General features: G+C 56.5%; 23 protein-coding genes. 8 read left to right on the forward strand and 15 right to left on the reverse strand.

Going from position 1 to position 21,779, the window contains the following annotated elements:
- The first annotated feature begins 131 nt into the window (after positions 1-131).
- The 3 genes from Q0775_RS19300 (at position 132) to Q0775_RS19310 (ending at position 3,318) form a co-directional block, all read left to right on the forward strand.
- The gene (locus tag Q0775_RS19300) at positions 132-902 is read left to right on the forward strand and encodes a B12-binding domain-containing protein (protein ID WP_298865065.1); all 771 of its coding nucleotides are present in this window, start codon (positions 132-134) and stop codon (positions 900-902) included.
- Positions 902-2,314, forward strand: coding sequence for a transcriptional regulator PpsR (gene ppsR, locus Q0775_RS19305; protein WP_298865068.1), 1,413 nt, complete (start codon positions 902-904; stop codon positions 2,312-2,314). The genes Q0775_RS19300 and ppsR overlap by 1 nt, the downstream gene beginning before the upstream one ends.
- Positions 2,315-2,475: 161 nt before the next feature.
- The gene (locus Q0775_RS19310; protein WP_298865071.1) at positions 2,476-3,318 is read left to right on the forward strand and encodes a B12-binding domain-containing protein; all 843 of its coding nucleotides are present in this window, start codon (positions 2,476-2,478) and stop codon (positions 3,316-3,318) included.
- A gap of 69 nt (positions 3,319-3,387) precedes the next feature.
- Here the strand turns inward: Q0775_RS19310 and Q0775_RS19315 are convergent, their stop codons facing one another.
- Complete coding sequence (locus Q0775_RS19315; RefSeq protein ID WP_298865072.1) at positions 3,388-3,831, reverse strand: c-type cytochrome; 444 nt, start codon at positions 3,829-3,831, stop codon at positions 3,388-3,390.
- A 197-nt stretch (positions 3,832-4,028) separates the two neighbouring features.
- Between Q0775_RS19315 and chlG the strand changes: the two genes are divergently transcribed.
- From chlG to idi, 4 genes are read left to right on the forward strand one after another with little or no spacing between them, the layout of a single operon-like run.
- Entirely contained in the window at positions 4,029-4,925 is an 897-nt protein-coding gene (gene chlG, locus Q0775_RS19320; RefSeq protein WP_298865074.1) for a chlorophyll synthase ChlG, read from the forward strand.
- Positions 4,926-6,212: a BCD family MFS transporter gene (locus Q0775_RS19325; RefSeq protein WP_298865076.1), complete on the forward strand. Its 1,287-nt coding sequence runs from the start codon at positions 4,926-4,928 to the stop codon at positions 6,210-6,212.
- Between the two features lie 3 nt (positions 6,213-6,215).
- Complete coding sequence (locus Q0775_RS19330) at positions 6,216-7,424, forward strand: geranylgeranyl diphosphate reductase (RefSeq protein ID WP_298865077.1); 1,209 nt, start codon at positions 6,216-6,218, stop codon at positions 7,422-7,424.
- Positions 7,425-7,446: 22 nt separating this feature from the next.
- Positions 7,447-7,974 (forward strand): isopentenyl-diphosphate Delta-isomerase, encoded by a 528-nt coding sequence (gene idi, locus Q0775_RS19335; protein ID WP_298865079.1) that lies wholly within the window; start codon positions 7,447-7,449, stop codon positions 7,972-7,974.
- A gap of 73 nt (positions 7,975-8,047) precedes the next feature.
- Here idi and dxs read toward each other — a convergent pair whose 3' ends face one another.
- From dxs to Q0775_RS19405, 14 genes are all read right to left on the reverse strand, one after another.
- A complete protein-coding gene (gene dxs / locus Q0775_RS19340; protein WP_298865080.1) occupies positions 8,048-9,943 on the reverse strand; it encodes a 1-deoxy-D-xylulose-5-phosphate synthase in 1,896 nt (631 codons plus the stop codon).
- 220 nt (positions 9,944-10,163) lie between these two features.
- Positions 10,164-10,400: an RC-LH1 core complex protein PufX gene (pufX, locus tag Q0775_RS19345; RefSeq protein WP_298865082.1), complete on the reverse strand. Its 237-nt coding sequence runs from the start codon at positions 10,398-10,400 to the stop codon at positions 10,164-10,166.
- 12 nt (positions 10,401-10,412) lie between these two features.
- The gene (gene pufM, locus Q0775_RS19350; RefSeq protein WP_298865085.1) at positions 10,413-11,339 is read right to left on the reverse strand and encodes a photosynthetic reaction center subunit M; all 927 of its coding nucleotides are present in this window, start codon (positions 11,337-11,339) and stop codon (positions 10,413-10,415) included.
- 14 nt (positions 11,340-11,353) lie between these two features.
- Positions 11,354-12,184 carry a photosynthetic reaction center subunit L gene (pufL, locus tag Q0775_RS19355; protein WP_298865087.1) on the reverse strand — a complete coding sequence of 277 codons (831 nt, stop codon included), beginning with the start codon at positions 12,182-12,184 and terminating at the stop codon, positions 11,354-11,356.
- 125 nt (positions 12,185-12,309) lie between these two features.
- Positions 12,310-12,477, reverse strand: a complete 168-nt coding sequence (pufA, locus tag Q0775_RS19360) for a light-harvesting antenna LH1, alpha subunit (protein ID WP_298865089.1) — start codon at positions 12,475-12,477, stop codon at positions 12,310-12,312.
- Between the two features lie 19 nt (positions 12,478-12,496).
- Entirely contained in the window at positions 12,497-12,652 is a 156-nt protein-coding gene (gene pufB / locus Q0775_RS19365; protein ID WP_298865092.1) for a light-harvesting antenna LH1, beta subunit, read from the reverse strand.
- Positions 12,653-12,819: 167 nt separating this feature from the next.
- The gene (gene pufQ / locus Q0775_RS19370) at positions 12,820-13,047 is read right to left on the reverse strand and encodes a cytochrome PufQ (protein ID WP_298865093.1); all 228 of its coding nucleotides are present in this window, start codon (positions 13,045-13,047) and stop codon (positions 12,820-12,822) included.
- Positions 13,044-14,504, reverse strand: a complete 1,461-nt coding sequence (gene bchZ / locus Q0775_RS19375; protein WP_298865095.1) for a chlorophyllide a reductase subunit Z — start codon at positions 14,502-14,504, stop codon at positions 13,044-13,046. Before bchZ ends, pufQ begins: the two co-directional genes overlap by 4 nt.
- Entirely contained in the window at positions 14,504-16,054 is a 1,551-nt protein-coding gene (gene bchY / locus Q0775_RS19380; protein WP_298865098.1) for a chlorophyllide a reductase subunit Y, read from the reverse strand. Before bchY ends, bchZ begins: the two co-directional genes overlap by 1 nt.
- An 8-nt stretch (positions 16,055-16,062) precedes the next feature.
- Positions 16,063-16,335, reverse strand: coding sequence for a hypothetical protein (locus Q0775_RS19385; RefSeq protein WP_298865101.1), 273 nt, complete (start codon positions 16,333-16,335; stop codon positions 16,063-16,065).
- On the reverse strand, positions 16,322-17,341 hold the full coding sequence (locus tag Q0775_RS19390; protein ID WP_298865104.1) for a chlorophyllide a reductase iron protein subunit X: 1,020 nt from the start codon (positions 17,339-17,341) through the stop codon (positions 16,322-16,324). Before Q0775_RS19390 ends, Q0775_RS19385 begins: the two co-directional genes overlap by 14 nt.
- Positions 17,338-18,279 carry a chlorophyll synthesis pathway protein BchC gene (bchC, locus tag Q0775_RS19395; protein WP_298865107.1) on the reverse strand — a complete coding sequence of 314 codons (942 nt, stop codon included), beginning with the start codon at positions 18,277-18,279 and terminating at the stop codon, positions 17,338-17,340. The genes Q0775_RS19390 and bchC overlap by 4 nt, the downstream gene beginning before the upstream one ends.
- A gap of 135 nt (positions 18,280-18,414) precedes the next feature.
- Positions 18,415-19,518, reverse strand: a complete 1,104-nt coding sequence (locus tag Q0775_RS19400) for a methyltransferase (protein ID WP_298865121.1) — start codon at positions 19,516-19,518, stop codon at positions 18,415-18,417.
- A gap of 20 nt (positions 19,519-19,538) precedes the next feature.
- Positions 19,539-20,426, reverse strand: a complete 888-nt coding sequence (locus Q0775_RS19405; protein ID WP_298865109.1) for a polyprenyl synthetase family protein — start codon at positions 20,424-20,426, stop codon at positions 19,539-19,541.
- Positions 20,427-20,527: 101 nt separating this feature from the next.
- On the opposite strand from Q0775_RS19405, the gene Q0775_RS19410 reads away from it, so the two are divergent.
- Positions 20,528-21,779 (forward strand): FAD-dependent oxidoreductase (locus Q0775_RS19410; RefSeq protein WP_298865112.1); only part of this gene is annotated, 1,252 nt, incomplete at its 3' end.

Below are 21,779 nucleotides of genomic sequence, written 5' to 3' on the forward strand. Positions count from 1 at the left end.
ATATAGAAAAAAAAGAGTGCACTAAACTGCATGTCAATGTTAATTGACAATGGTATAGGGGCCATAGACCATAGAGGCGATCTCACTAGAAACATTCAGTTTTCCTGCTTTACAGGCCAGACGGAGGAATGATGTCACAAGATGCGACAGACGGTACGGCTTTGCCCCCACAATTTGTGGGCGGTGTGGCGCGTCAGGTCCTCTCTGTGCTGTCGAGTGAGCTTCGGTTGATCTATCCCGACATGCCGCCGCGTGCTCTGGTGCGGTATCTTGATGATATGCAGGCTGCTTTGACCCAGCCGAATCCGAAGAACATCACAAAGATCCTTGATGATATGCGCTGCAGCGGTATCCGCGATACCGACATTGCTGATTTTTATATCCCCGTTGTCGCCCGTCGGTTGGGTGAAGGATGGGTTGATGATGAAATGGGATTTTCCCAAGTGACCGTTGGTGTTTCGAATTTGCAAGCGATGCTGCGCACGCTCGATTCCAGCTGGTGCATGCCAGAGCGTGCGCCCTTTGGCACATTGGGCGAAATTTGCATTATTGTGCCCGAAGGTGTCCAGCATTCGCTGGGAGCTAGTATTCTGGCAGGACAGATGCGCCGTGCCGGATATGATGTGCATCTTGGATGCGATTTACCACTCGATCAGATTGCCCAGTTTGTCAGCTCTCCTGCAACTGTCGGTGTTATGTTATCTGCGTCCCCATGGGAGCCGCTTGATTTCCTCACGGCAGTAGTGAAAAAGGTCCGCGATGGAAATCCATGGGTGCCTGTGTTGGTGGGCGGAAGTGTTTTAGAGCGAGAATGTGATGTGAGCGCGGTCATCGGTGCGGATCACGCAATGAATGATTGGCAAGCCGCACTAAGTTTTTGCGCGCAAAGAGTACAACCCTAATGTTGAATACGGACGGCACATGGACAAGCGGACTAATCCCGCTGATCGGCTCGGAGAGCTTTCAGGACATTATTGGGCGGGTTGCCGATCTGGGAATTGTGATGGCGCCTGACGGTACTGTCACAGGTGTCTTTGCCAACCCCGCGTTTCGTCCAAAAGACGCGCTGATGCGCTACGAAGGCATGTTGCTGCGCGATACTTTCACCACCGAGAGTGTATCCAAGTTCGAAAAGCGGCTGGCCGAGTTTCAAGCATCGCCGGAGAAATCCCGCACAGTCGAATTGAACCACAAGGATTTTGACAACCAGTCGAGTTTTCCTGTGCGCTATAGCTTTCACCGGGTGGGCGAGAACGGCAAAATCTTGTTGATGGGGCGTGACCTGCGTGCGGTCGCCGAGATGCAGCAGCAGTTGATCAATGCCCAGCTTACACTTGAAAAAGATTACGAGACACGCCGTGTCCATGACATGCAGTTTCGTGTGCTGATGGCCTCTATTGAGGATGCAATGCTATTCGTGTCCCTGCCGGGCGGTAAGATTCAGGATTGTAATCCTGCTGCGCGTGTTTTGTTGGGCAAGCAAGGCGGTGATCTGGTGGGTGTATCCCTCGATCATGTGCTCGATGACAAAGGCAGAGGCGGATTGGTGGACCAACTAATCGGTTTAGCGAACGAGAGTGCGACCGCACAACTTATGATCAAGGCACGCACACCGTCGCGTATGGTAACATTGCGGCCTGTGTTGTTCCGCAATGGCGGTGATCAGGCAATGCTGTGCCGAATTACCGCCACAGTTCCAGAAACCCTCAAATCTGATAGCCTGCAGAGCAACCTAACAGGTCTTTATGAGCGCGGCGCAGATGCGATGGTGTTCGTTGACAGCTTGGGCGTCATTCTCAGCGCAAATGAGGCGTTCCTCAATCTTGCTGACGTGACACATGGTAAGGCGCTCAAAGGACGTTCGATCGTTGATTTCCTCGGGCGCGGGACTGTTGATCTCAACGTTATGCTTGAGAATGCCGCCCGCAGCGGGATGATGCGTGCCTATACCACCCGTGTCACAGGGGAATTTGGTGCAGAGCGAGCGGTGGAGGTTTCAACAACGCACGTTCAAACCGGGGCGGATCCTGTTTTTGCACTCATCCTGCGTGACATCAGCCGCGCGGACGGTGCCCGTTCTGAAACCCATCAGTTGGGTGAAGTTGATATGCAATCTGTCGTGGACCTCATCGGCAGCCAGTCACTGCGCGAGATTGTGGCCAAGACGACTGATGTTGTTGAAAAGATGTGTATTGAAACCGCAGTCGAGCTGACCTCGAACAACCGCGTGGCGGCGGCAGAGATGCTCGGACTGTCGCGTCAGTCGCTCTATGTAAAGCTGCGAAAGTACGACTTACTCAAGTCGGGCAATTGATCCGTATTAGTCTTTAAAATTACATAATTCATATTATCGAAGTTAATATTTGTATGCGGCTGTATGCACTATACCGCCGGTGAACCGAACTTTCTTGCAAGAATCATAAGTTGCGCTACCCTATAGGTTGCAGCGTTAGCCACGTTGCGTCAGGGGGGTCAATGACAGATCGTGATAGCGGTCGGTCCTTGTTTCATGACGGTCTCTATCGTGAGGCAGTTAAAGAAATAGGGACATTAAAAGAAAAACTACCAGAAGATGTATTTGCTGCTTTGGCGCGAGAGGTGATCAAACGTTTGTCTGATCATCCCTCTGTTCCGTCTGATTCAGTCGTCTTTCCGAGTGAAGCGAAAATCGACGAGCTTGCCCGGGCTTTGATGGAGCCTGGTGCTGAAGCGGGAATCGCTTTTATTAATCGTGTGCGAAAGCGGGGAGCCTCTGTCGAGACGGTCTATATCGCCTATCTCGCGGAAGCTGCTAAAACGCTTGGTAATTGGTGGGAGGATGATCTGGTCAGTTTTGCCGAAGTGACGGCAGCGACGGGACACATCTATGCGGTGATGCGTGGGTTGAAACCAATGTTCCGCCCGACAGCTTCGGTTCAGTCACAACCAACAGCGTTTTTTACAGCAGTTCCAGGTGAAACCCATCTCCTTGGCGTCTCAATGGCTGCCGACCTATTTCGTAAAGATGGTTGGGATATTGCGCTCAAACGGGACTTGGATCACGACGAGATTGTGCAATATGCCGTATCGTCGGGCGCGCCTTTTGTTGGCCTGTCGGCGGGCGGGGAGCACGGCCTCGCGCCTCTTGCGCGGCTGATTGTAGCGCTGCGTATCAGCGCGCCGAATGCGGCGATCATGGTGAGCGGTGCAATTTTCGAGACGTCTTATAACGATGTGAAAGCATTGGGCGTTGATATACTTCCGACCAGTATGGATGACGCAATCGAACAGGCCCGCAACATCTGGAACCAGACATTTGATCGGGTACAAGTCAGTTGAAAATGAAATGCTAGATGTAAAAATGGCGGCTCCCGAGGGGCCGCCATTTTCTTAACGTGGGCTAAAAGCTCAACCGTCTGCTGGTGCTGGACCAACTGATACGATGTAGGCCCAAACATTTGCCGCATCTTCTTCGTCCTTCAGTTTGAAGGCCATTTTGGACTTAGCACGCTTGTTGTCTGTATATTCAGCCAGATATTTCTTCGGATCGGCTACGTATTTCACGAACTCTTCTTCGTTCCATTCTAGGCCTGCTTCACCAGCTTCTACAATGGAATCACCATAGCGGAAGTCGGCCGAACCTGCGACACGAGACAGAAGTCCGTACAGGTTTGGACCCGTGCGGCCACCTTTTACGATGTCGTTGCCGTCAGCGTCCTGGATCATGTGGCACGCTTTGCACTTGTTGAATACCTTTTCACCGGCTTCGGCGTCGCCTGTTGCGTGGCCTTCTGCGAATGCGGGAGCGCTCATGAGCGCGAAGCCCAATGCTGTTGCTGCGAATAGTTTCATAGTTATTCTCCTATATTTTCACCTAAAGACCTAGGCTGGTAGCGCCCTAAGTAAAGGTTTAAGTGCAATTTTATGCACACTTAGTGAGTAAGGCCAATACACTGTTTTGGCAACGGCGCTTGCCTGCTGCAAATTGTCCATGTGTCAATTCAAGTTTACACTTGCTCCAGAACCAAGTGTCAGACTATTCTGACAGTATGAGCTTAGCCACCTCCCCCATTCAGCGCCGCCTGCCGGAGCCTGCTGCCGCGTTGCAGTTGATAAAGCCTATTACATGGTTCCCCCCCATGTGGGCCTATCTTTGTGGAGCTGTCTCTTCTGGTGTGTCGCCATCTGGCCAGTGGGGACTGGTCCTGCTGGGTGTGATTCTTGCAGGCCCTGTCGTTTGCGGCATGTCCCAAGCAGCCAATGATTGGTGCGACCGAGACGTCGATGCGATCAACGAGCCACATCGCCCGATTCCCTCTGGCCGTATTCCGGGTCAGTGGGGTTTGTGGATTGCCCTTGCCATGACTGTGCTGTCGCTTTTTGTCGGATACCAGCTTGGACCATGGGGATTTGCCGCCACTCTGATGGGTGTTGCTGCGGCTTGGGCCTATTCGGCCGAGCCGATCCGCGCCAAACGCTCGGGCTGGTGGGGTCCGGGCCTGTGCGGTCTGGCCTACGAAACGCTGCCGTGGATCACTGGTGCCGCTGTCCTTTCCGCTGGTGCGCCCTCGACCCCTATCATCGTGATCGCCGTTCTTTATGGCCTGGGCGCCCATGGCATCATGACGCTCAACGATTTCAAAGCGATTGAGGGTGATCGCCAGATGGGTCTGCGCTCGCTTCCTGTCACCCTCGGTCCTGACCGCGCCGCGCGGCTTGCCTGCATCATCATGGCTGTGCCTCAAACTGCTGTTGTTGCCCTCCTGCTGTGGTGGGACAAACCGCTGCATGCTCTTGGTGTCACCATTATGCTGGGCGTCCAACTCGCGGCAATGCGCATCCTGCTGCGCGATCCAGAGGGTAAGACTCCGTGGTATCAGGGCACCGGCATCCTCTTCTATATCAGCGGCATGATGATCGCCGCCTTTGCACTGAGAGGGCTTTAGATGTATTTGACATGGTTCCAGATCGTCCGGTTGGGCTTTGTGCAAATGGCACTCGGTGCAATTGTTGTTCTCACCACTTCGACACTCAACCGTCTGATGGTTGTCGAATTTGCCCTCCCCGCCGTCCTGCCCGGTGCGCTTGTCGGGCTGCACTATGGAATCCAGCTGTCGCGCCCGAAGTGGGGATTTATCTCTGACAAAGGCGGCAACCGCACTGCATGGATTATCGGCGGTATGGCGGTGCTGGCATTGGGTGGTCTGCTCGCCGCCTATGCCGTGACATTGTTCACTGCCAGCTATGCGCTCGCGCTCGGCCTGTCCCTGCTGGCTTATGCCGCGATTGGCCTTGGTGTCGGCGCGTCTGGGACTTCGCTTCTGGCGCTGCTTGCAACAACCACTGCACCGAACCGCCGCGCTGCCGCAGCAACGATCACTTGGCTGATGATGATTTTTGGCATTGCGCTCACCGCTGGCCTCTCGGGCGGCTTCCTTGACCCTTACTCCCCTGCTCGCCTCATGGCTGTGGTCGCTGTGGTCGTGACCGCCGCAATGCTGCTCACCATTGTCGCCGTCGGGCGGATCGAGCGTGGCCTCATCGTGACGGAGCAAGAACCCGCAACCCCCTTCATGGCAGGTCTGCGCGAGATTTGGGCCGAGCCGCGTGCGCGCAATTTCACGCTCTTTGTCTTCCTTTCAATGAACGCCTACTTCATGCAGGAGCTGATCCTAGAGCCTTACGCAGGCCTCGTCTTCAACTTCACCCCGGGACAATCGACCCAGCTTAGCGGTGCCCAAAACGGCGGTGTCTTCCTTGGTATGTTGACGGTTGGCATTATGGCGACGGGCCTCAAACGCGGCAGCTTGCGTGGGTGGGTCACAGCGGGATGCCTCGGCTCTGCTGCGCTGCTCGGCCTCATCGCGCTCAACGGGACGGGCGTATCATTTGCCCCGCTCACCGCGCTGGTCACAGGCCTCGGCTTTTTTAACGGCATGTTCGCTGTTGCCGCAATTGGTTCCATGATGACGCTTGCTTCTGACGGGCGGGAGCGTCGTGAAGGTACCCGCATGGGTCTTTGGGGCGCTGCCCAAGCGATTGCCGCAGGCTTTGGCGGTCTTACAGGGGCCGCCGCTGTTGATATCTTACGGACCACCATGCCCGATGGTGCCGCCTTCGGCGCTGTCTTTACATTCGAGGCGTTTTTGTTTGTCGCGGCTGCCCTCATGGCCCTGCGCATCCTTGACCGCACAACCGCGCAAGGCTCGCCTGCGCTCGTTCCCGGAGAATAACCGATGCTAGATATGACCTCGTCAGCCCAGAAATTCGATGTTGTTGTTGTGGGTGGCGGCCCATGCGGTGCCACAGCCGCCGCCGATCTCGCAAAGCGCGGATATAGTGTGGCGTTGCTGGACCGTGATGGCCGGATCAAACCCTGTGGTGGCGCTGTCCCTCCCCGCATGATTGAGGATTACGACATTCCAGAAAGCCAGATCGTCGCCAAGATCAAGACAGCGCGCATGATCTCCCCCACACAGCGCCACGTCGATATCCCGATCGAGAACGGCTATGTCGGGATGGTGGATCGTGAGCATTTTGACGAATTCCTGCGCGTGCGTGCAGCGGATGCCGGTGCCATGCGGGTGACAGGGACCTATACCAAGATCACACGCGACACCGAGGGCACCCATGTCCATTACCGCGACAAGGCCAGCGGCGAGACGCGCAGCATGACCTGCCGCATGGTGATTGGCGCGGATGGTGCACGTTCAAACGTAGCCAAGGCCGAAGTGCCGGGTGGCGATAAGATCCCATACGTGATCGCCTACCACGAGATCATCGAAGCCCCCACCGAGACGACCGAAACCTATAACCCCAAACGTTGTGATGTCATTTATGACGGCAAGATTAGCCCCGATTTCTATGGTTGGATTTTCCCGCATGGCAAATCTGCCAGTGTCGGCATGGGCACCTGCATCGATGGTGTAGACCTCAAAAAAGCCACTGCCGATCTGCGTGCAACTGCTGGCCTCACCGACTGCAAAACGATCCGTCGTGAGGGCGCGCCGATTCCGCTCAAACCGCTGGACCGCTGGGACAATGGCAATGACGTTCTGCTCGCGGGTGATGCGGCGGGTGTTGTAGCTCCCTCCTCTGGTGAAGGTATTTATTACGCTATGGCCTGCGGTACATCCGCAGCTTTGGCCACTGCGCGTCGCTTGCGCACAAATATGCCCTCTGATCTCAAACTCAGCCGCAAGATGTTCATGGGCGAGCATGGCCAAGTGTTCAAAGTGCTCGGTGCCATGCAAAACGCCTATTACAAATCCGATATGCGCCGCGAACGCTTTGTCTCGCTCTGCCATGATGTCGACGTGCAAAAGCTGACCTTCGAGGCCTACATGAACAAAAAGCTCGTGGCCGCACGGCCCTTGGCACATCTCAAAATCGGCATTAAGAACATTGCACACCTGACGGGTCTTGTAGCCGAGACCAAGGTCTGAACCGATGCGCGACGGAGAGACAATGACCAATATCATGATCCCCGCATGGGTCGATGGCAGCTTGCAGCCTGTGGAAAAGCTCGACGTGCATCTGCGCGGTCTGCGGCACAAGGCGATCTCGGTGTTCATCATGTCAGGCGACGAAATGCTGATCCAGCGCCGTGCTTTGGGAAAATACCACACCCCCGGCCTGTGGGCGAACACCTGTTGCACCCATCCTGAATGGGATGAACCTGACGCAGTTTGCGTGACCCGCCGCCTCAAAGAAGAGTTGGGCATTGCAAAAGTGAAGGCCCAGTATCGCGGTCAGGTCGAGTACCGCGCTGACGTTGGCAACGGCCTGATCGAACATGAGTTGGTTGAGGTATTTATGGTAGAGACTACGCGTGATCTGCCCCTCGCGCTCAACCCCGATGAAGTGATGGACACACGCTGGATCAAGGTCGACACGCTCCGCGCCGAGCTTGCCGCGACACCCGAGGTTTTCACCCCGTGGCTGCGCATTTATATGGAACAGCACAGCACGCTCATCTTCGGCACTGACGCCTAGCAGCCTCCTCTCCACATAGAAAAGCCCCCGCAGCGATGGTCCGCAGCGGGGGCTTTTTCATGTCTTGCCTGATTTAGATGTCTGTGACTTTGACCCGCTGAAGCTGTGCCGCCTGAAGGGCAGTCGCAGCGATATCGCCCGCTGTCATGCCCGCATCCGCATACATCGCGTCTGGGGAAGCTTGGTCAATGAAACGGTCTGGCAGGTTCACCGTACGCACAGCCAGCGTCTTGTCCAGCCAGCCCTCATTCGCCAGATGGTCAAGCACCATAGAGCCGAACCCGCCGCGGGCGCCCTGTTCGACTGTGATGAGAACACGGTGCTTACGCGCCAGATCATTGATGAGGTTCTTGTCCAGCGGTTTGGCAAAACGTGCATCGGCAACAGTCACTGTCAGCCCCTGTGCCTCGATCAGATCAGCGGCACGCTGGCTCTCGCCCAGATGCGCACCAAACGACAGGATCGCCACGTCAAATCCTTGGCGCACGACGATGCCTTTGCCGATTTCGAGCGGCATACCGCGCTCGGGCAGGGTCACGCCCTCCCCCTCACCGCGCGGATAGCGGAAGGCAATCGGCCCATCATTATAGGCCGCAGCAGTGGCAACCATATGCACCAGTTCCGCCTCATCCGAGGCAGCCATCACAACCATATTCGGCAGCGCCGCAAGGTAGCCGATGTCGAAGGCCCCCGCATGAGTCGCCCCATCCGCACCCACAAGACCCGCACGATCAATCGCAAAACGCACAGGCAGGTTTTGCAACGCCACATCATGCACAATCTGGTCATAGCCACGCTGGAGAAAACTAGAATAAATCGCCACAAACGGCTTGAGCCCACCTGCGGCAACACCCGCCGCGAAAGTCACACCATGCTGCTCGGCAATGCCTACATCATACATACGGTTCGGGTGCGTCTTGGCGAAAATATCAAGGCCCGTACCGCCCGGCATCGCCGCCGTGATCGCGACAATTTTGGGGTCGCGCCGTGCTTCATCAGTCAGCGCCTCACCAAAAATCTGGGTATAGGAGGGCGCGTTAGGTTTGGATTTGGCCTGAATACCCGTGACGGGATCAAACTTGCCCACCCCGTGGTAGCTGTCGCTTGACGCCTCAGCGGGGGCGTATCCCTTGCCCTTGGTCGTGCAGCAATGGATCAGCACAGGCCCCGTGGCCCGTGTGCGGGCAGAGCGTAGAACGCTGAGCAGTTGGCCCATGTCATGCCCGTCAATCGGGCCGATATATTGAAAACCAAGGTTCTCGAACAGGGTACTTTGCTCTTCCACAGCACCCGTTACAAGCTGACGTGCACGCCGTGCATGATCGCGGATCGGGCCAGGCAAAGCCGCAAGTGTATCGTTCGCGAAATCCTTGAGCCCCGACAGGCCTGACATATAGCTCGACATGGCCCCAACGGGTGGCGCGATGCTCATCTCGTTATCGTTGAGAATGACAAACATCCGGCGGCCCATGGCACCTGCGTTGTTCATCGCCTCATAGGCCATGCCGGCACTGATCGAACCATCACCGATCACGGCAATTGCGTCGCCCGTCGCCTCACCCATATCGCGCGCGATGGTAAAGCCGAGGGCGGCAGAAATAGAAGTAGAGGAGTGCGCCGCACCAAAGGGGTCAAACGCGCTCTCGCTCCGTTTTGTGAAACCCGAAAGTCCGCTCTCCTGACGCAATGTATGCATCTTGTCGCGGCGACCTGTGAGCACTTTATGCGGATAACACTGGTGGCCCACGTCCCAAATCAATTTGTCCCTTGGGGTGTCGAAGACAGCATGCAGCGCCACAGTCAATTCTACCACACCCAGCGATGATCCCAGATGCCCACCTGTCGTGGCAACAGAAGCGATCACCTCTTCACGAACTTCATCCGCGAGCGTGGAAAGCTCGGCGTCGGTCAGGGATTTCATATCGGAGGGGGCAGTGATGCGGTCTAGCTGCGGTGTGGGACTGCCCATGGCGGTCTCCTTTTCTCGACTGTGTTGGCTCTCGAACGTGTTGGCTATTGCCTGTTGGCCGGGGAACAGAGGGTAAACCAGTTACCCTCTGTCTCCCGTAGCCAACAGGAGGCGTCAGGGGGTCGAGGCCCCCGACAGTACCAGATAACCCTAGGGACAGAGTTATCCGATGGCGTGTGGTACGGGGCGCTAAGTTATGGCGCGCCCTGCACCGAATTGCTTAGACTTGTGCGGTCATCTGGATGATCTTCACAGCACCCAGTGATGGGTCGGGCGCTTCCTTGGATTCCGCTGGCAACAGCGTACCAATCCAGATGGTTGCGGCAAGAAAGACACCGACAACGATACAGAAGATTGCAGCGTAACCTGCCCCCTTTAGCATCAGCGCAAGTACGTCAACGCGAAGCCTTAGGAGGGGGTCATCGGACGTTTTGAGGTAATCGTGATTCTCACTCATGTTCATGTCTCCTTAATCAAGCGGCGCATAGCCGTGGTCTTGTGCCCAGATAAACCAGTTATCGACAACTGTGCCTGTCAGCAGGATCCCGATACCACCCGTGAGGGTCGTGAGAACTGCGAACCACCAAGCCCAGCGATGGATACCTTCCATCGTCGCGTTAAAGCCCATGGTCCAGCGCCAGAAGAGAGCGGCACGTTCAGAGGCTGTCCCGCGGTCCACGATCTGCTCGATCTCACGCTCCCCGCCATAACGGCTCACAGCGAGGATCGTGGCACCGTGCATGGCGAACAACAGGGCGGATCCATAGAGGAACACAATGCTGAGCGCATGGAACGGATTGTAGAACAGGTTGCCGTAGGTCAGCGAGAACAGGTTCGTCCAATCAAGGTGCGAGAAGATACCGTATGGAACCATATGCGACCACGAACCCATCAGAACGGGACGGAACAGTCCCAACACAAGGAACAGCCAGATTGCGGAGGCGAATGCCCATGCAACGTGTTTGCCCATGCCCAGCTCTTCGGCACGCAGGTAGGTGCGTACCCACCAGCAGATCACACTGATCAGCAGGAAGAACGAGGCCAGCAGGAAGTAACCCCCTTCAGCCATCGGCGGGATACCGAGGCCATATTCCTCGGCAGGTGGCTCAAGCGACAGCCAGAACAACTCGCGCAGGAACAGTGCAGGGCTATAGTCGACTTGATCCCAGAAGGACAAACCTACCATAAAGAACCAGGCAAAGCCGGTCACCAGCGAGATCACACCAAACGTCCCCAGATAGATCGGGCCGAGCTGTGCGTTTCCGAAAAGGCCAGCTAGCTTGCTAAAGCTGGCCCCGTTTGTACGTTCCCGTGCGAGTGTGCCCGATGGGTCCACTCCCATTTCGGCCGGTCCTTGGACCTGCACTTGGGTGAAGATGTTTTGATATTCAGCCATTTGTCATGTCCTCCTTACAGGTCCGCCCACCAGGGCAATTCAGCATACCAGTCCCACCATGCGCTCCACTGGTCGAACCAGATGGTGCCGGAGATGACGATACAGATGGCGCTCCACAGACCAGCATTCAGTGCCAGCAGCAGACCCAGACGGTGAATACCCAAGGGTCCAATCGAATAGCCGATCAGATCGCGGAAGTAGGTATCTTCGTGGTCAGGTGTGCCGATGGTCTTGCCCTTGCCGGGGTTGACCGCGGACAGAACCAGCGAGCCGTGCAGCGCAAGAGCGAGACACGTTGTAAAGAAGAACGTGATCGCAACCATATGCGCAGGGTTATAGTGGAAGTTGCCGTAAGCGTAGCCGACGTTGTTGACCCAATCGAGGTGGCTGAAAATCCCGTAGGGAAAGCCGTGCCCCCATGCGCCCATCAGCAGCGGGCGAATAATCACCAGCGTCACATAGGCAAGGATCGCCACACCGAATGCGACAGGTACGTGATAGCCCATGCCCAGCTTGCGGCAGATTTCCACCTCGCGCAAAGCCCACGAGATAAAGGCAAACGTCGCGCAGATCGTAATGACCTGCCACAAACCACCTTCGGCCAATGGTGCAACACCCAGTCCAATCTCGAGTTCAGGTGGCTCGATCGAGATGAGCCAAGGGTTCCACGTATCGCCAAGCGATGCGCCGTAAAAAATTAGTATTGTTCCGAGTGCGGCAAAGAAAAATGTCGTGACGCCAAAAAAGCCGACATAGAAGGGGCCCACCCAGAAGTCGAACAAGTCTCCGCCCACCAAAGTCCCGCCTCGGACCCGGTATTTTTTCTCGAAGCTGAGCTGTGCCATCTTCTGTCTCCTCTAGCGCCCCCTACCCGGATCAGGGGCAGACTTGCGCGTTGTAATTGATCGGGTTTGCCGTGGGCGGCGGAGGACTGCCCCGCGCCGCCCACAGCGAGTTCGTGCAACTGAGCTTATTCGCTGGCTTCTGCCGCACCGAAGGCGCGGTTGAACCAGTTGGTCTCTGGGTTGCTGAGCAGAACGAGGTGAATCATTGCTGCGAGCAAAAAGAGGAACACGCCCTGCGCCACGAAAACGCGACGGGGGTCGAAGATCAGCCAGATTTTGTAAAACTGTGCCATGTTTGAATATTCCTTCCGTTTACCAGTTGAACCAAGGCAGTTTGAAATAGGTCAGCAAGTGAGCAACACATGCCACGATCGTGAAGATCATGAAGCCGCTCATGTAGACCGAGTGCAATTCCTGCGCTTGCTCGTCTGTCAAACCTGTGAAGGACAGGTCATTTTTATCAGCCATGTTTTTTCTCCTAGAAAAAATAAGTACCGACGCCGCGCATCCCCCGCGGCCGGGTCACAACAGAGGCTTATCCCCTGCTTCAATCCACCAAACCTTCGCAGGAATGACGAATATCGATATGCCCTGGTCCCTCAGAAGCAAAAACTCATGTGCGGATCGTCTGGCCCTTAGGCCGAAAAGATCCTTGGTGTGATAATCTGCGCCTGGCTCCACGCAGCTTTCACAGGCCCGCGCGTTGGCAGGGCCATTTGCCGTACTGCTGTGAGGGTCCATGTGAGGACCGCCAGTGGCAGTGTGGCGACAAAAATGACCGCAAAATATGCGTAATATTCCCGCTGGCTGGCGGTCACATTGCGCTTGCGCGGCATGCTTGTGTCATTGGTAAAATCAGTCATTTAGTTTCTCCCGGTTGGGGTTGAAGACCGTTCACCGTTTCCAGAACCACCCGCTCTGCGCCGTTATCCAGCGCGCGCTTTTCAGCTTCGTCACGCAGGGTTTTGGCCGCAGAGATGCGGGTCAGGATCGGATGTGTTGCCACGATTTCATCGAGGCGGGTCTGTGCGTCGGCATCCCAAGGGAAGTCACGGCGCAAAGGGGTAAGTGTTGCTGGCGTCTCGTCCATTTCGCTGCCAAGCGGCAGGATATGGAAAAGGGCATCGAACAGGCCATTACAGACCTCTTGCAACAAATAGGTGGCACCAGCGTAGCCCATAAAGGGCGTTCCAGTGGCGCGACGGATTGCGGCACCCGGAAAACTGGCGGGAATAAATGTGGGCGCAGGACCAAAACCTGATTTCATCTCGGCGAGGTACATCTTCTCATTAATGCTCCCCATCACGATGAGGGGCCGTTTGGTATGGATCAGGTTGCGCACTTCGTCGTTGTCAGTCTTCTTGCCGCGTGTCCGCGCAACTGCAAAAGCACACGGCAAACCCAAATCATCCTCAAGGAAACCGCGAATCCCGCGTGCATACGTCTCGTTCGCCACAATCCCGAAGGAGGCCGTGGCAAAGAAATCCTGCGTAACAGAGCGCCACAAATCCCAGACAGGTTTGATGGTCGAATGCTTTTCCTGCTCAATGAACGGCTCAGGGTCGAGGTCCAGCATCTCGCCCAGCTTGCGCAGGAATTTCGTAGTGGAGTCGATGCCAACAGGCGCTTGCAGGTAAGGCTTGCCCAATACTTCACACAGGCCACGACCAAACTCACGGTACATCGTGACGTTCACGTCCGAATTCACCAATCCGCGCATCTCACCTACATGGGCACCAAGTGGCATCACCATATTGATGTCTGCACCGATGCCCTCAATCAGGCGACGAATTTCGGCGAGGTCGGAGGGCATGTTAAACGTGCCATACATCGGCCCGAGGATATTGACGCGGGGGGCGGACCCCTCCTCGCGTTTCACTTCCTTGGGCATACGGCCCTTGGTCATGCCAAACTCGGTAAAGATCCATGTCATCGCGCGGTCAGCTGCTTCCCACTGATCTTCATCAATGGTGCGCGGCAAAAAGCGTTGGATGTTCGTGCCCGCAGGGGTCACACCCCCGCCGATCATCTCGGCAATCGATCCGGTTACAACAACGGCGGGCAGAGCTGGGTCAAGTGTCCCCCAAGCACGCTTCATCGCTTCTTCGGTACCAGACCCCATTTCGCCTTCGCCCAAGCCCGTTACCACAATGGGCAACTCGTGCGGCGGCAGCGCGTCGGTGTAGTGGAGCACGGATGTCACGGGGAGGTTCTCACAGCCCACAGGACCGTCGATCACGCATTGCAAACCTTTGACGGCGCAAAATGCGTAAACAGCGCCCCAATAACCGCCTGCCCGGTCGTGATCTTGAACCAGCATCAGATCATCTCCGCCGCTTTTGCGGCCTTGGCGGCGCGCTCCAGCTTCTTGGCGTTCAAGGCGCGGAACTCAGGCTTCACGTTCGGGGATTTTTCCCAAACACCCGCTGTGTCGCCACTGCCTACGCCCTCAAAGAAGGCTTTCATCTTGCCCATGCGCTCTTTGTTGCCCATCGCCGCGTTGACGACTTCCTGCAGAGAGCCTGCACCAGCCACACCCATCAGAGGGCGCGCTGAAATCAGGTTGGTGAAGTACAAAGACGGAATACCCAGCTCTTTGCCTTTCTGCACAACAGGTGTTGTACCGATGGCCAGATCAGGCTGGATCGCTTCCATCGCACCGCAGTCATCTTCCAATGACGCGCGGAATTTTACTTTCACGCCCTTGGCCTCAAGCCATGCTGCATCAGCCGCAGACCATTCAGACTTGGCACAAGCCGTTCCTACATAAGGAACATTCGCGCCACTCTCGATCAGCAAACGTGCGACCAGCAGCTCGGAGCCTTCATAGCCCGACAGTGTAATCGTCCCGTTGATTGGGGTCGCAGCCAAGGCCGCTTTGATCGCCGGCAGGAACATATTTTGCGCCTCGCCGATTTTATCGGCAGACAGGCCAAAGATATCGCCAATGCCCTTGAGCCAATCAGCAGTGCCATCAAGGCCAATAGGCGCAGAGCCCAGAACCGGACGGCCCGCTGCCTGAAACTCACGAACGGCAGACGTATAGAACGGGTGGATCGCAGCCACGGCACCGCAATCAAGCGCACCATACAACTCACGCCATTCGCGGCACGGAACCACCGGACCAGCAGCCAGACCCAGAGGGGCAAGCATTTGACCAATCATCATCGGGTCCGCAGGGAACATCTCACCCAACAACGTCACTGTGGGGCGATCGGATTTACCCGCAGCAGGCATCGGCACTGGGCCTGCCTTGATCTCTTCGCGCGCATATTTCAGCATCGCACCAGCGAGCACATCCTTGGCTTCCGCATGGGTCGGGATGCCAAAGCCGGGAACATCAATACCGATGATCCGCACGCCGTTAATCTCACGGGGCAACAACCGCAGCGGCACACCGGAGGCGGTCGGCACACAAAGGTTCGTCACGATAATCGCGTCGTTCTTCTCGGGATCGGCCACATCATGGACAGCCTCGCGGATGTCCTCGAACAGCTTACCCGTCACTAAGGATTCCGAATTGAACGGCACATAACCAACAGAGCGGCGCGCACCATAAAAGTGGCTCACAAACGTCAGACCATAAACACAGCAGGCAGAGCCCGACAGGATCGTCGAGACACGCTTCATCCGCAGACCGACACGAAGCGAGCCGAACGCAGGACACATGCTTTGCGGTTGATCGTGTGGACCTTTGGGATAGTCGGCGGCAAACTTATCAAGCATCTCGGAATTGCCAGCAAGACGCGCCGCCTTTTCCATCTCGTTGCCAGAATGACATCCAAGCCCGTCTTGGGTCAGCAGTACATCGCGGCCTTCAAGCTCGGTGCCTGTGTCCACTTCGACTGCATCGACGGCGTCATATTTCATCTCTTCACTCACGAGGAATACCCCGTACGGCGCGTCTGACGTGATGCATCAGACAACTGCTCGGGATTACGTGGGCGTGAAGCGCCTGCCTTAACCGAACCAACTACATGGTTAATGTTGGTCACATTGCATTGATTGTCGTTTGATCCCGCACGCGTTTGCGCTGTTTCAACGAATTCACCATGGGCGATATCGCTCAGCAAACGTTCGATCTGCTCAGGCTCAGCTTCGGCCAAAACCTGTTTCAGCTCGCGAAAGATATCCTCTTTATACGGTGTCATAGATCACCTCGAGGCTTTCGGCAGGCGCTGCATTCTTGCCGCGCATGTCCATGTCGGTTGCTGGTTCCAGCACGAAATCGCCGCCGGTCTGGGACGCGTCAAACAAATCGAGAAGGCCATCCTGATCCAGTGGTGTTGGACGGACCGGTGGCGCCACGGCAACTTCGTCACCAAGGGCCGCGAACAGCGGGCCCCATTGGCTCTCGAATGTGCCGACGATCTGGTAATTGGCGGATTTCTTGCGCAAGTCATCATCCTGCGGGATCGACGCCAGCACCGGAATTTTTACCGCTTCGGCAAATGCCGCCGCTTCGCCAGAACCGTCATCTTTATTGATCACAAGACCCGCAACACCGACGTTACCACCCAACTTGCGGAAGTATTCCACCGCGGAGCAGACGTTGTTGGCCACATACAGCGACTGCAAATCATTCGAGGCAACAAGGATAACCTTTTGCGCCATATCGCGCGCGATGGGTAGGCCAAAGCCGCCACAAACAACATCGCCAAGGAAGTCCAAGAGGACATAGTCAAAGTCCCAGTCGTGGAAGCCCAGCTTCTCAAGCAATTCAAAACCGTGGATGATCCCGCGCCCACCACAGCCGCGACCCACTTCGGGCCCGCCCAGTTCCATCGCGAATACGCCGCCACGTTTGAAACAAACGTCGCCGATCTTCACTTCTTCACCGGCCAGCTTTTTGCGGGTAGAGGTTTCGATAATGGTAGGGCACGCCTTGCCGCCGAACAACAGTGAGGTGGTGTCGGATTTCGGGTCACACCCGATCAGCAAGACGCGTTTGCCCTGCTCAGCCATCATGTGGCTGAGATTCGCTAAAGTGAATGATTTGCCAATGCCGCCTTTGCCGTAGATCGCGATGATCTGGGTCTTGGAGGTAGGCTCGTCGTGAACAATGTCCGCGAAGTCTTCGTTCGCCTCATCGCGCAAGCGCCGGTCAAAATCGGAAATGGTGCCGCCATCTTTGAGGTTGGGGATATCAAGTGTCATGCGTGACCTTTCCAGTCGAGTATCATTTTCAGGCAGGAGGCATCGCTGAACGCTGTCTCGTAAGCGTCCGCCGCAGCACCTGCTGGTGATGTATGTGTGATAAGTCCGCCAAGGCTCAGTGCGCCGGATTCGACCAACGCTCGCGTGGCAGTAAGATCGTCGCGCGTCCATTCGGCAGCGATACGGAACCGCGCCTCTTTCATGAACGCTGGCGGGAAGGCAAAGCTGATTGGCGCGGGGTAGAAACCCGCCAGCACAATCTCGCCGCCACGGGCAATACGCCCGATAAGCTGCCCCAGAATGCCGTCACTGCCAGAGGCGTCGTAGACGGACATGTAATCTTTGCGCGGGTCATCATCGGGGTGCACCACGTTATAACCAACCGCACCAGCATGGCGCTCAGGGTTAGTCTCCCAAACAGTTGGCGCAGGCGCACCCGCCGCAACCGTAAGACGTGCAAGCAAGCGACCCAAAACACCGTGACCCACAATCAGGTCAGGCACAGCTTTGTGCGGGCCGGCCATCGCGTGACGCGCCGTGGCAGCAAGGGCGAGCAACGCACCCTCGGCCCCAAGGTTCGAATCGATCTTTGTCGCGCGGTCTGCATTGCTGACAAGCAGGCTCGACGCGCCGCCGAACAATCCGAACGCACCGTCGAAACAATTAGCACCCGGCACAAAGACGCGGTCGCCAACTTTGAAATTCGTATTCGATCCCGCCGCGACCACCTCGCCTGCAGCCTCATAGCCCGGCACCAGCGGATAGCCCATCCCGGGGAAGGGCGGCATCTCACCGCTCCAGAACAGCTTTTCCGTTCCGGTGGAAATACCTGAATGACTGACCTGCACCACAATATCATCATGCGTGGGCGCGGTTACGTCCAACACATCAAGCCCGATCGTCTTAGGCTCGCTTAGGATGACAGCAGTGGTTTGCAAATTAATCTCCCGATCATCAAACGGCCCACTGCCCTCACATTGAGGGACTCTCTTTGGTCGTTTGCTCTAAGTGTAATACTAACTAGACATACTATAGTGTCAACTAGATTAGACACTTTTGACTTCTAAAGATGGTCAGGGTTTACGTGCCTCAACGCAAGATGTGACAAACGGACGCCGCGCACGGGGCGTTTTTACGTCTTCAAAACCCGCTGCATGGAGCAATGATTTGATCTCGTAGGCAGATCGGGTGCGCCCTGTACGCATCGCCAGCGTATATAATGCAAAATAGGCATCGCCAGCGCGGCTCGGCTGTGCGCCACCTGTCATTGGTTCGGAAATGATCAAACGGCCACCAGACGGCAGCGCAGCATAACACTTCGCCAACAAGTCTGTGACTGTCTCATCACTGTGATCATAAAGCACACGAATGAGGCTGATCGCATCAGCGCCCTCGGGCAGGTCATTCTCCCGAAACGAACCGCCAGTGATTCGTGCACGGACGGTCATCCCTTCATCCGCGAACCGTTGTGCAGCAGAGGGGGCCACTTCGGGCAGATCAAGCAGCATTAACTCAAGATCGGAGTAGACCGTGCCAACAGCTGTCAGAAACGCACCAGAACCACCGCCGATATCCATCAGCGTTTTCACACCAGAGAAATCCACAACAGCAAGCGTATCATCCGCTACCAAAAGCTGGCTCTGCGCCATCAGATCGGAATAGGTCGCTGCCACATCGGGGTCCATATTGCCGCCAAAGACGTATGGCCAAAAGCCTGCCAGCTCTGTCTTGACCTCCCCGCGAAAGAAGGCGACGGGATCGGATAGATCACGGTAAAGCACATCATGGTGGGCGATCATCTGGCTCAGCCCCGGCACACCCACCAATGCGGCACCCGTGCGGCTCAAACCAAACCGCCCTGCCCTCTTGGATTTAAGCACACCAAGCGACACACCAGCCCGCAGTAAGATCTGCATCCGCTCCAACGGCATCTGTGCATCTGTCGCCAGCGTTTGCGCGTCCATCGGGCCGCGCATCAGTTTCTGTGGAATGCTCAACTGCACCAGCGCAGAAAGCACTTGGCTATGACAAAACCCCGCCAGCAGATCAAACATCGCCTCACCCTCACTGCGCACAATGCGGCGGGTGAGCGGAAATTTCGCGGCCCATTTCTGAAACCCGCGTGCCGCCATAAGGCGGTTAAACCATGCGCCCCTTGAAGGTTTGGATACGGCCATTGATGTGTTTGTGGAAAAGGTCACTCGCCCGCAATCTTTGCGGCCTGCTCGGCACGCCATTTGATCGGGGTCAGCACTTCGGCCTGCGCCGTGACCATCGCAGCCAGCATTGCCTCACCAGGACATTTGGGGATCGATGCAATCGCACCGCCCAGAATATCGCGCATCCGCTGGATCGCACCATCAACGCCCAACTCTTGCACTGCGTTGGGGCGTCCGTGCAGATCATCCTGACCTACAGGCTTGCCCAATGTTTCTTCGTCATAAAGCGCGTCGCGCAAGTCATCGGCCACTTGGAACGCCTCACCGATTCGCGCGCCCAGCTCTTCCCACTGTTCGCCCTCATGCCCACCTGCAATCGCACCCATCTGCGTTGCAGCCATAAACAGCGCCCCCGTCTTGGCGGTGTGATATGCGCTCAGATCAATCTTGCTCTCGTTTTCCCACCCTTGGCCCGCACAAATGCCATTCGGCATGCCGCTCCGTGTGGCCAGAACCCGCATCATTGCAACAGCCCGCGCAGGCTCTTCCGCCGCCGCTTTTGCCAGCGCTTCAAACGCCATGATAATGAGGCTGTCGCCCACAAGAACGGCCAGCGCCTCACCATAAACCTTATGCACAGAGGGTTTGCCGCGTCGCGTATCTGCATCGTCAAAACAAGGTAGATCGTCGTGCACAAGCGATGCACAGTGCATCAATTCCAAGGCTGTGGCCGCAGCATCTGCAAGCTTGGGGTGCTGGTCGCCACAAGCAGCCGCGATGCTCATCAAAATCGTTGGCCTGATCCGCGCACCGCCCGGGGTCACCGCGTAGTGGAGCGCCTCGGCAAGCTTTGCGGGACTGGGTGCTGTTTGCCCCTCTGCGATGGCCTGCATGATTGCGCTGTCTATTCTTTTGGCAAATGACATGATGCTATTCTCCGGCCGTCGTGGCGCAAGGTCGCTACTTAAATGATGTAAACTGTTGCTGACAGCTTAACTGTAAACTAAACTGGACACATTCGGATCGTTTGTCAATCACCAGCTTGGAGAGCCATATCCCCGACCAACCCCCTCATATCGCTGTAATAGGCACGGGAATCGGTGGCCTCTCGGCGGCGCTTCGCCTTGTGCATGCTGGGGCGCGGGTCACTGTGTTGGAACGGCATGCAACACCAGGTGGTAAAATGCGTACCCTTCCCTCGGTGGCGGGACCGGTAGATGCAGGGCCAACTGTCCTCACGATGAAGCCTGTCTTTGATGATCTTTTTGCCGATGTTGGTGCGCGGCTGGAAGATCATGTGACCCTGATGCGCGAGCCGATGTTGGCGCGGCACTTCTGGCGCGATGGCACCACGCTTGACCTGATGGCCGACCCTGAGCACAGCGTCGCAAATGTCGGCGATACCTTTGGCAAACGCGCCGCGCAGGAATTTCAAAACCTGTCCGAACGCGCCAAGCGCCTATTCGACATCTTCGAGGTGCCCATGATGCGGTCAGAAGCGCCAAGCGTTGCATCACTCACGAAGACGGTACTGAGTAATCCCATGATCATTCCCGACATGGCTCCGCATCAAAGCCTCGCACACATGCTGGGGCGCAGCTTTTCTGAACCAAAACTCGCCCAACTTTTTGCGCGTTACGCCACCTATGTCGGCGGCATTCCGTCTGAATGTCCCGCGATCTTGTCGCTGATCTGGGACGCAGAGCGGCGCGGCGTCTGGCACGTAGAGGGCGGCATGCACCGCCTTGCCGTAGCGATCGAGAAACTGGCCCGCCAAAAAGGGGCCGAATTTCATTATCAGGCCCATGTGAAACGGATTGAAACAGAAGGCGGACGCCCCAGCGCTGTGTATACAGAAAAAATGCGGATACCCGTTGATGCAGTGCTGTATAACGGCGATCCCCGCGCCTTGGCCCAAGGAATGTTGGGGGAGAAATTAGCCCAAGCCGTACGCATCAGCGCCGTTGAACCCCGCAGCCTGTCTGCGCAGGTCCAAGCATTTGCCAGCACCGTACAGCATGACTTCCCCCTCGCCGCGCATAACGTGTTCTTTGCGGACAACCCCGCATCCGAATACACCCCGCTGGCAAAGGGCAAACTACAAACCGATCCTACCCTCTATATCTGCGCCCAAGACCGCTTTGGCGGTGCGCAGCCCGTCGGGTCCGAGCGATTCGAGATTATTCTCAACGCCCCCCCCGTTCCCGATGATGCAATTATCCCCCCTCAGGAGAGCGACCAATGTCAGACCTTGATCTTCAGCAGACTGGCGGCCTTTG

The organism is uncultured Sulfitobacter sp. (assembly GCF_947499945.1).
Taxonomy (GTDB): domain Bacteria; phylum Pseudomonadota; class Alphaproteobacteria; order Rhodobacterales; family Rhodobacteraceae; genus Sulfitobacter.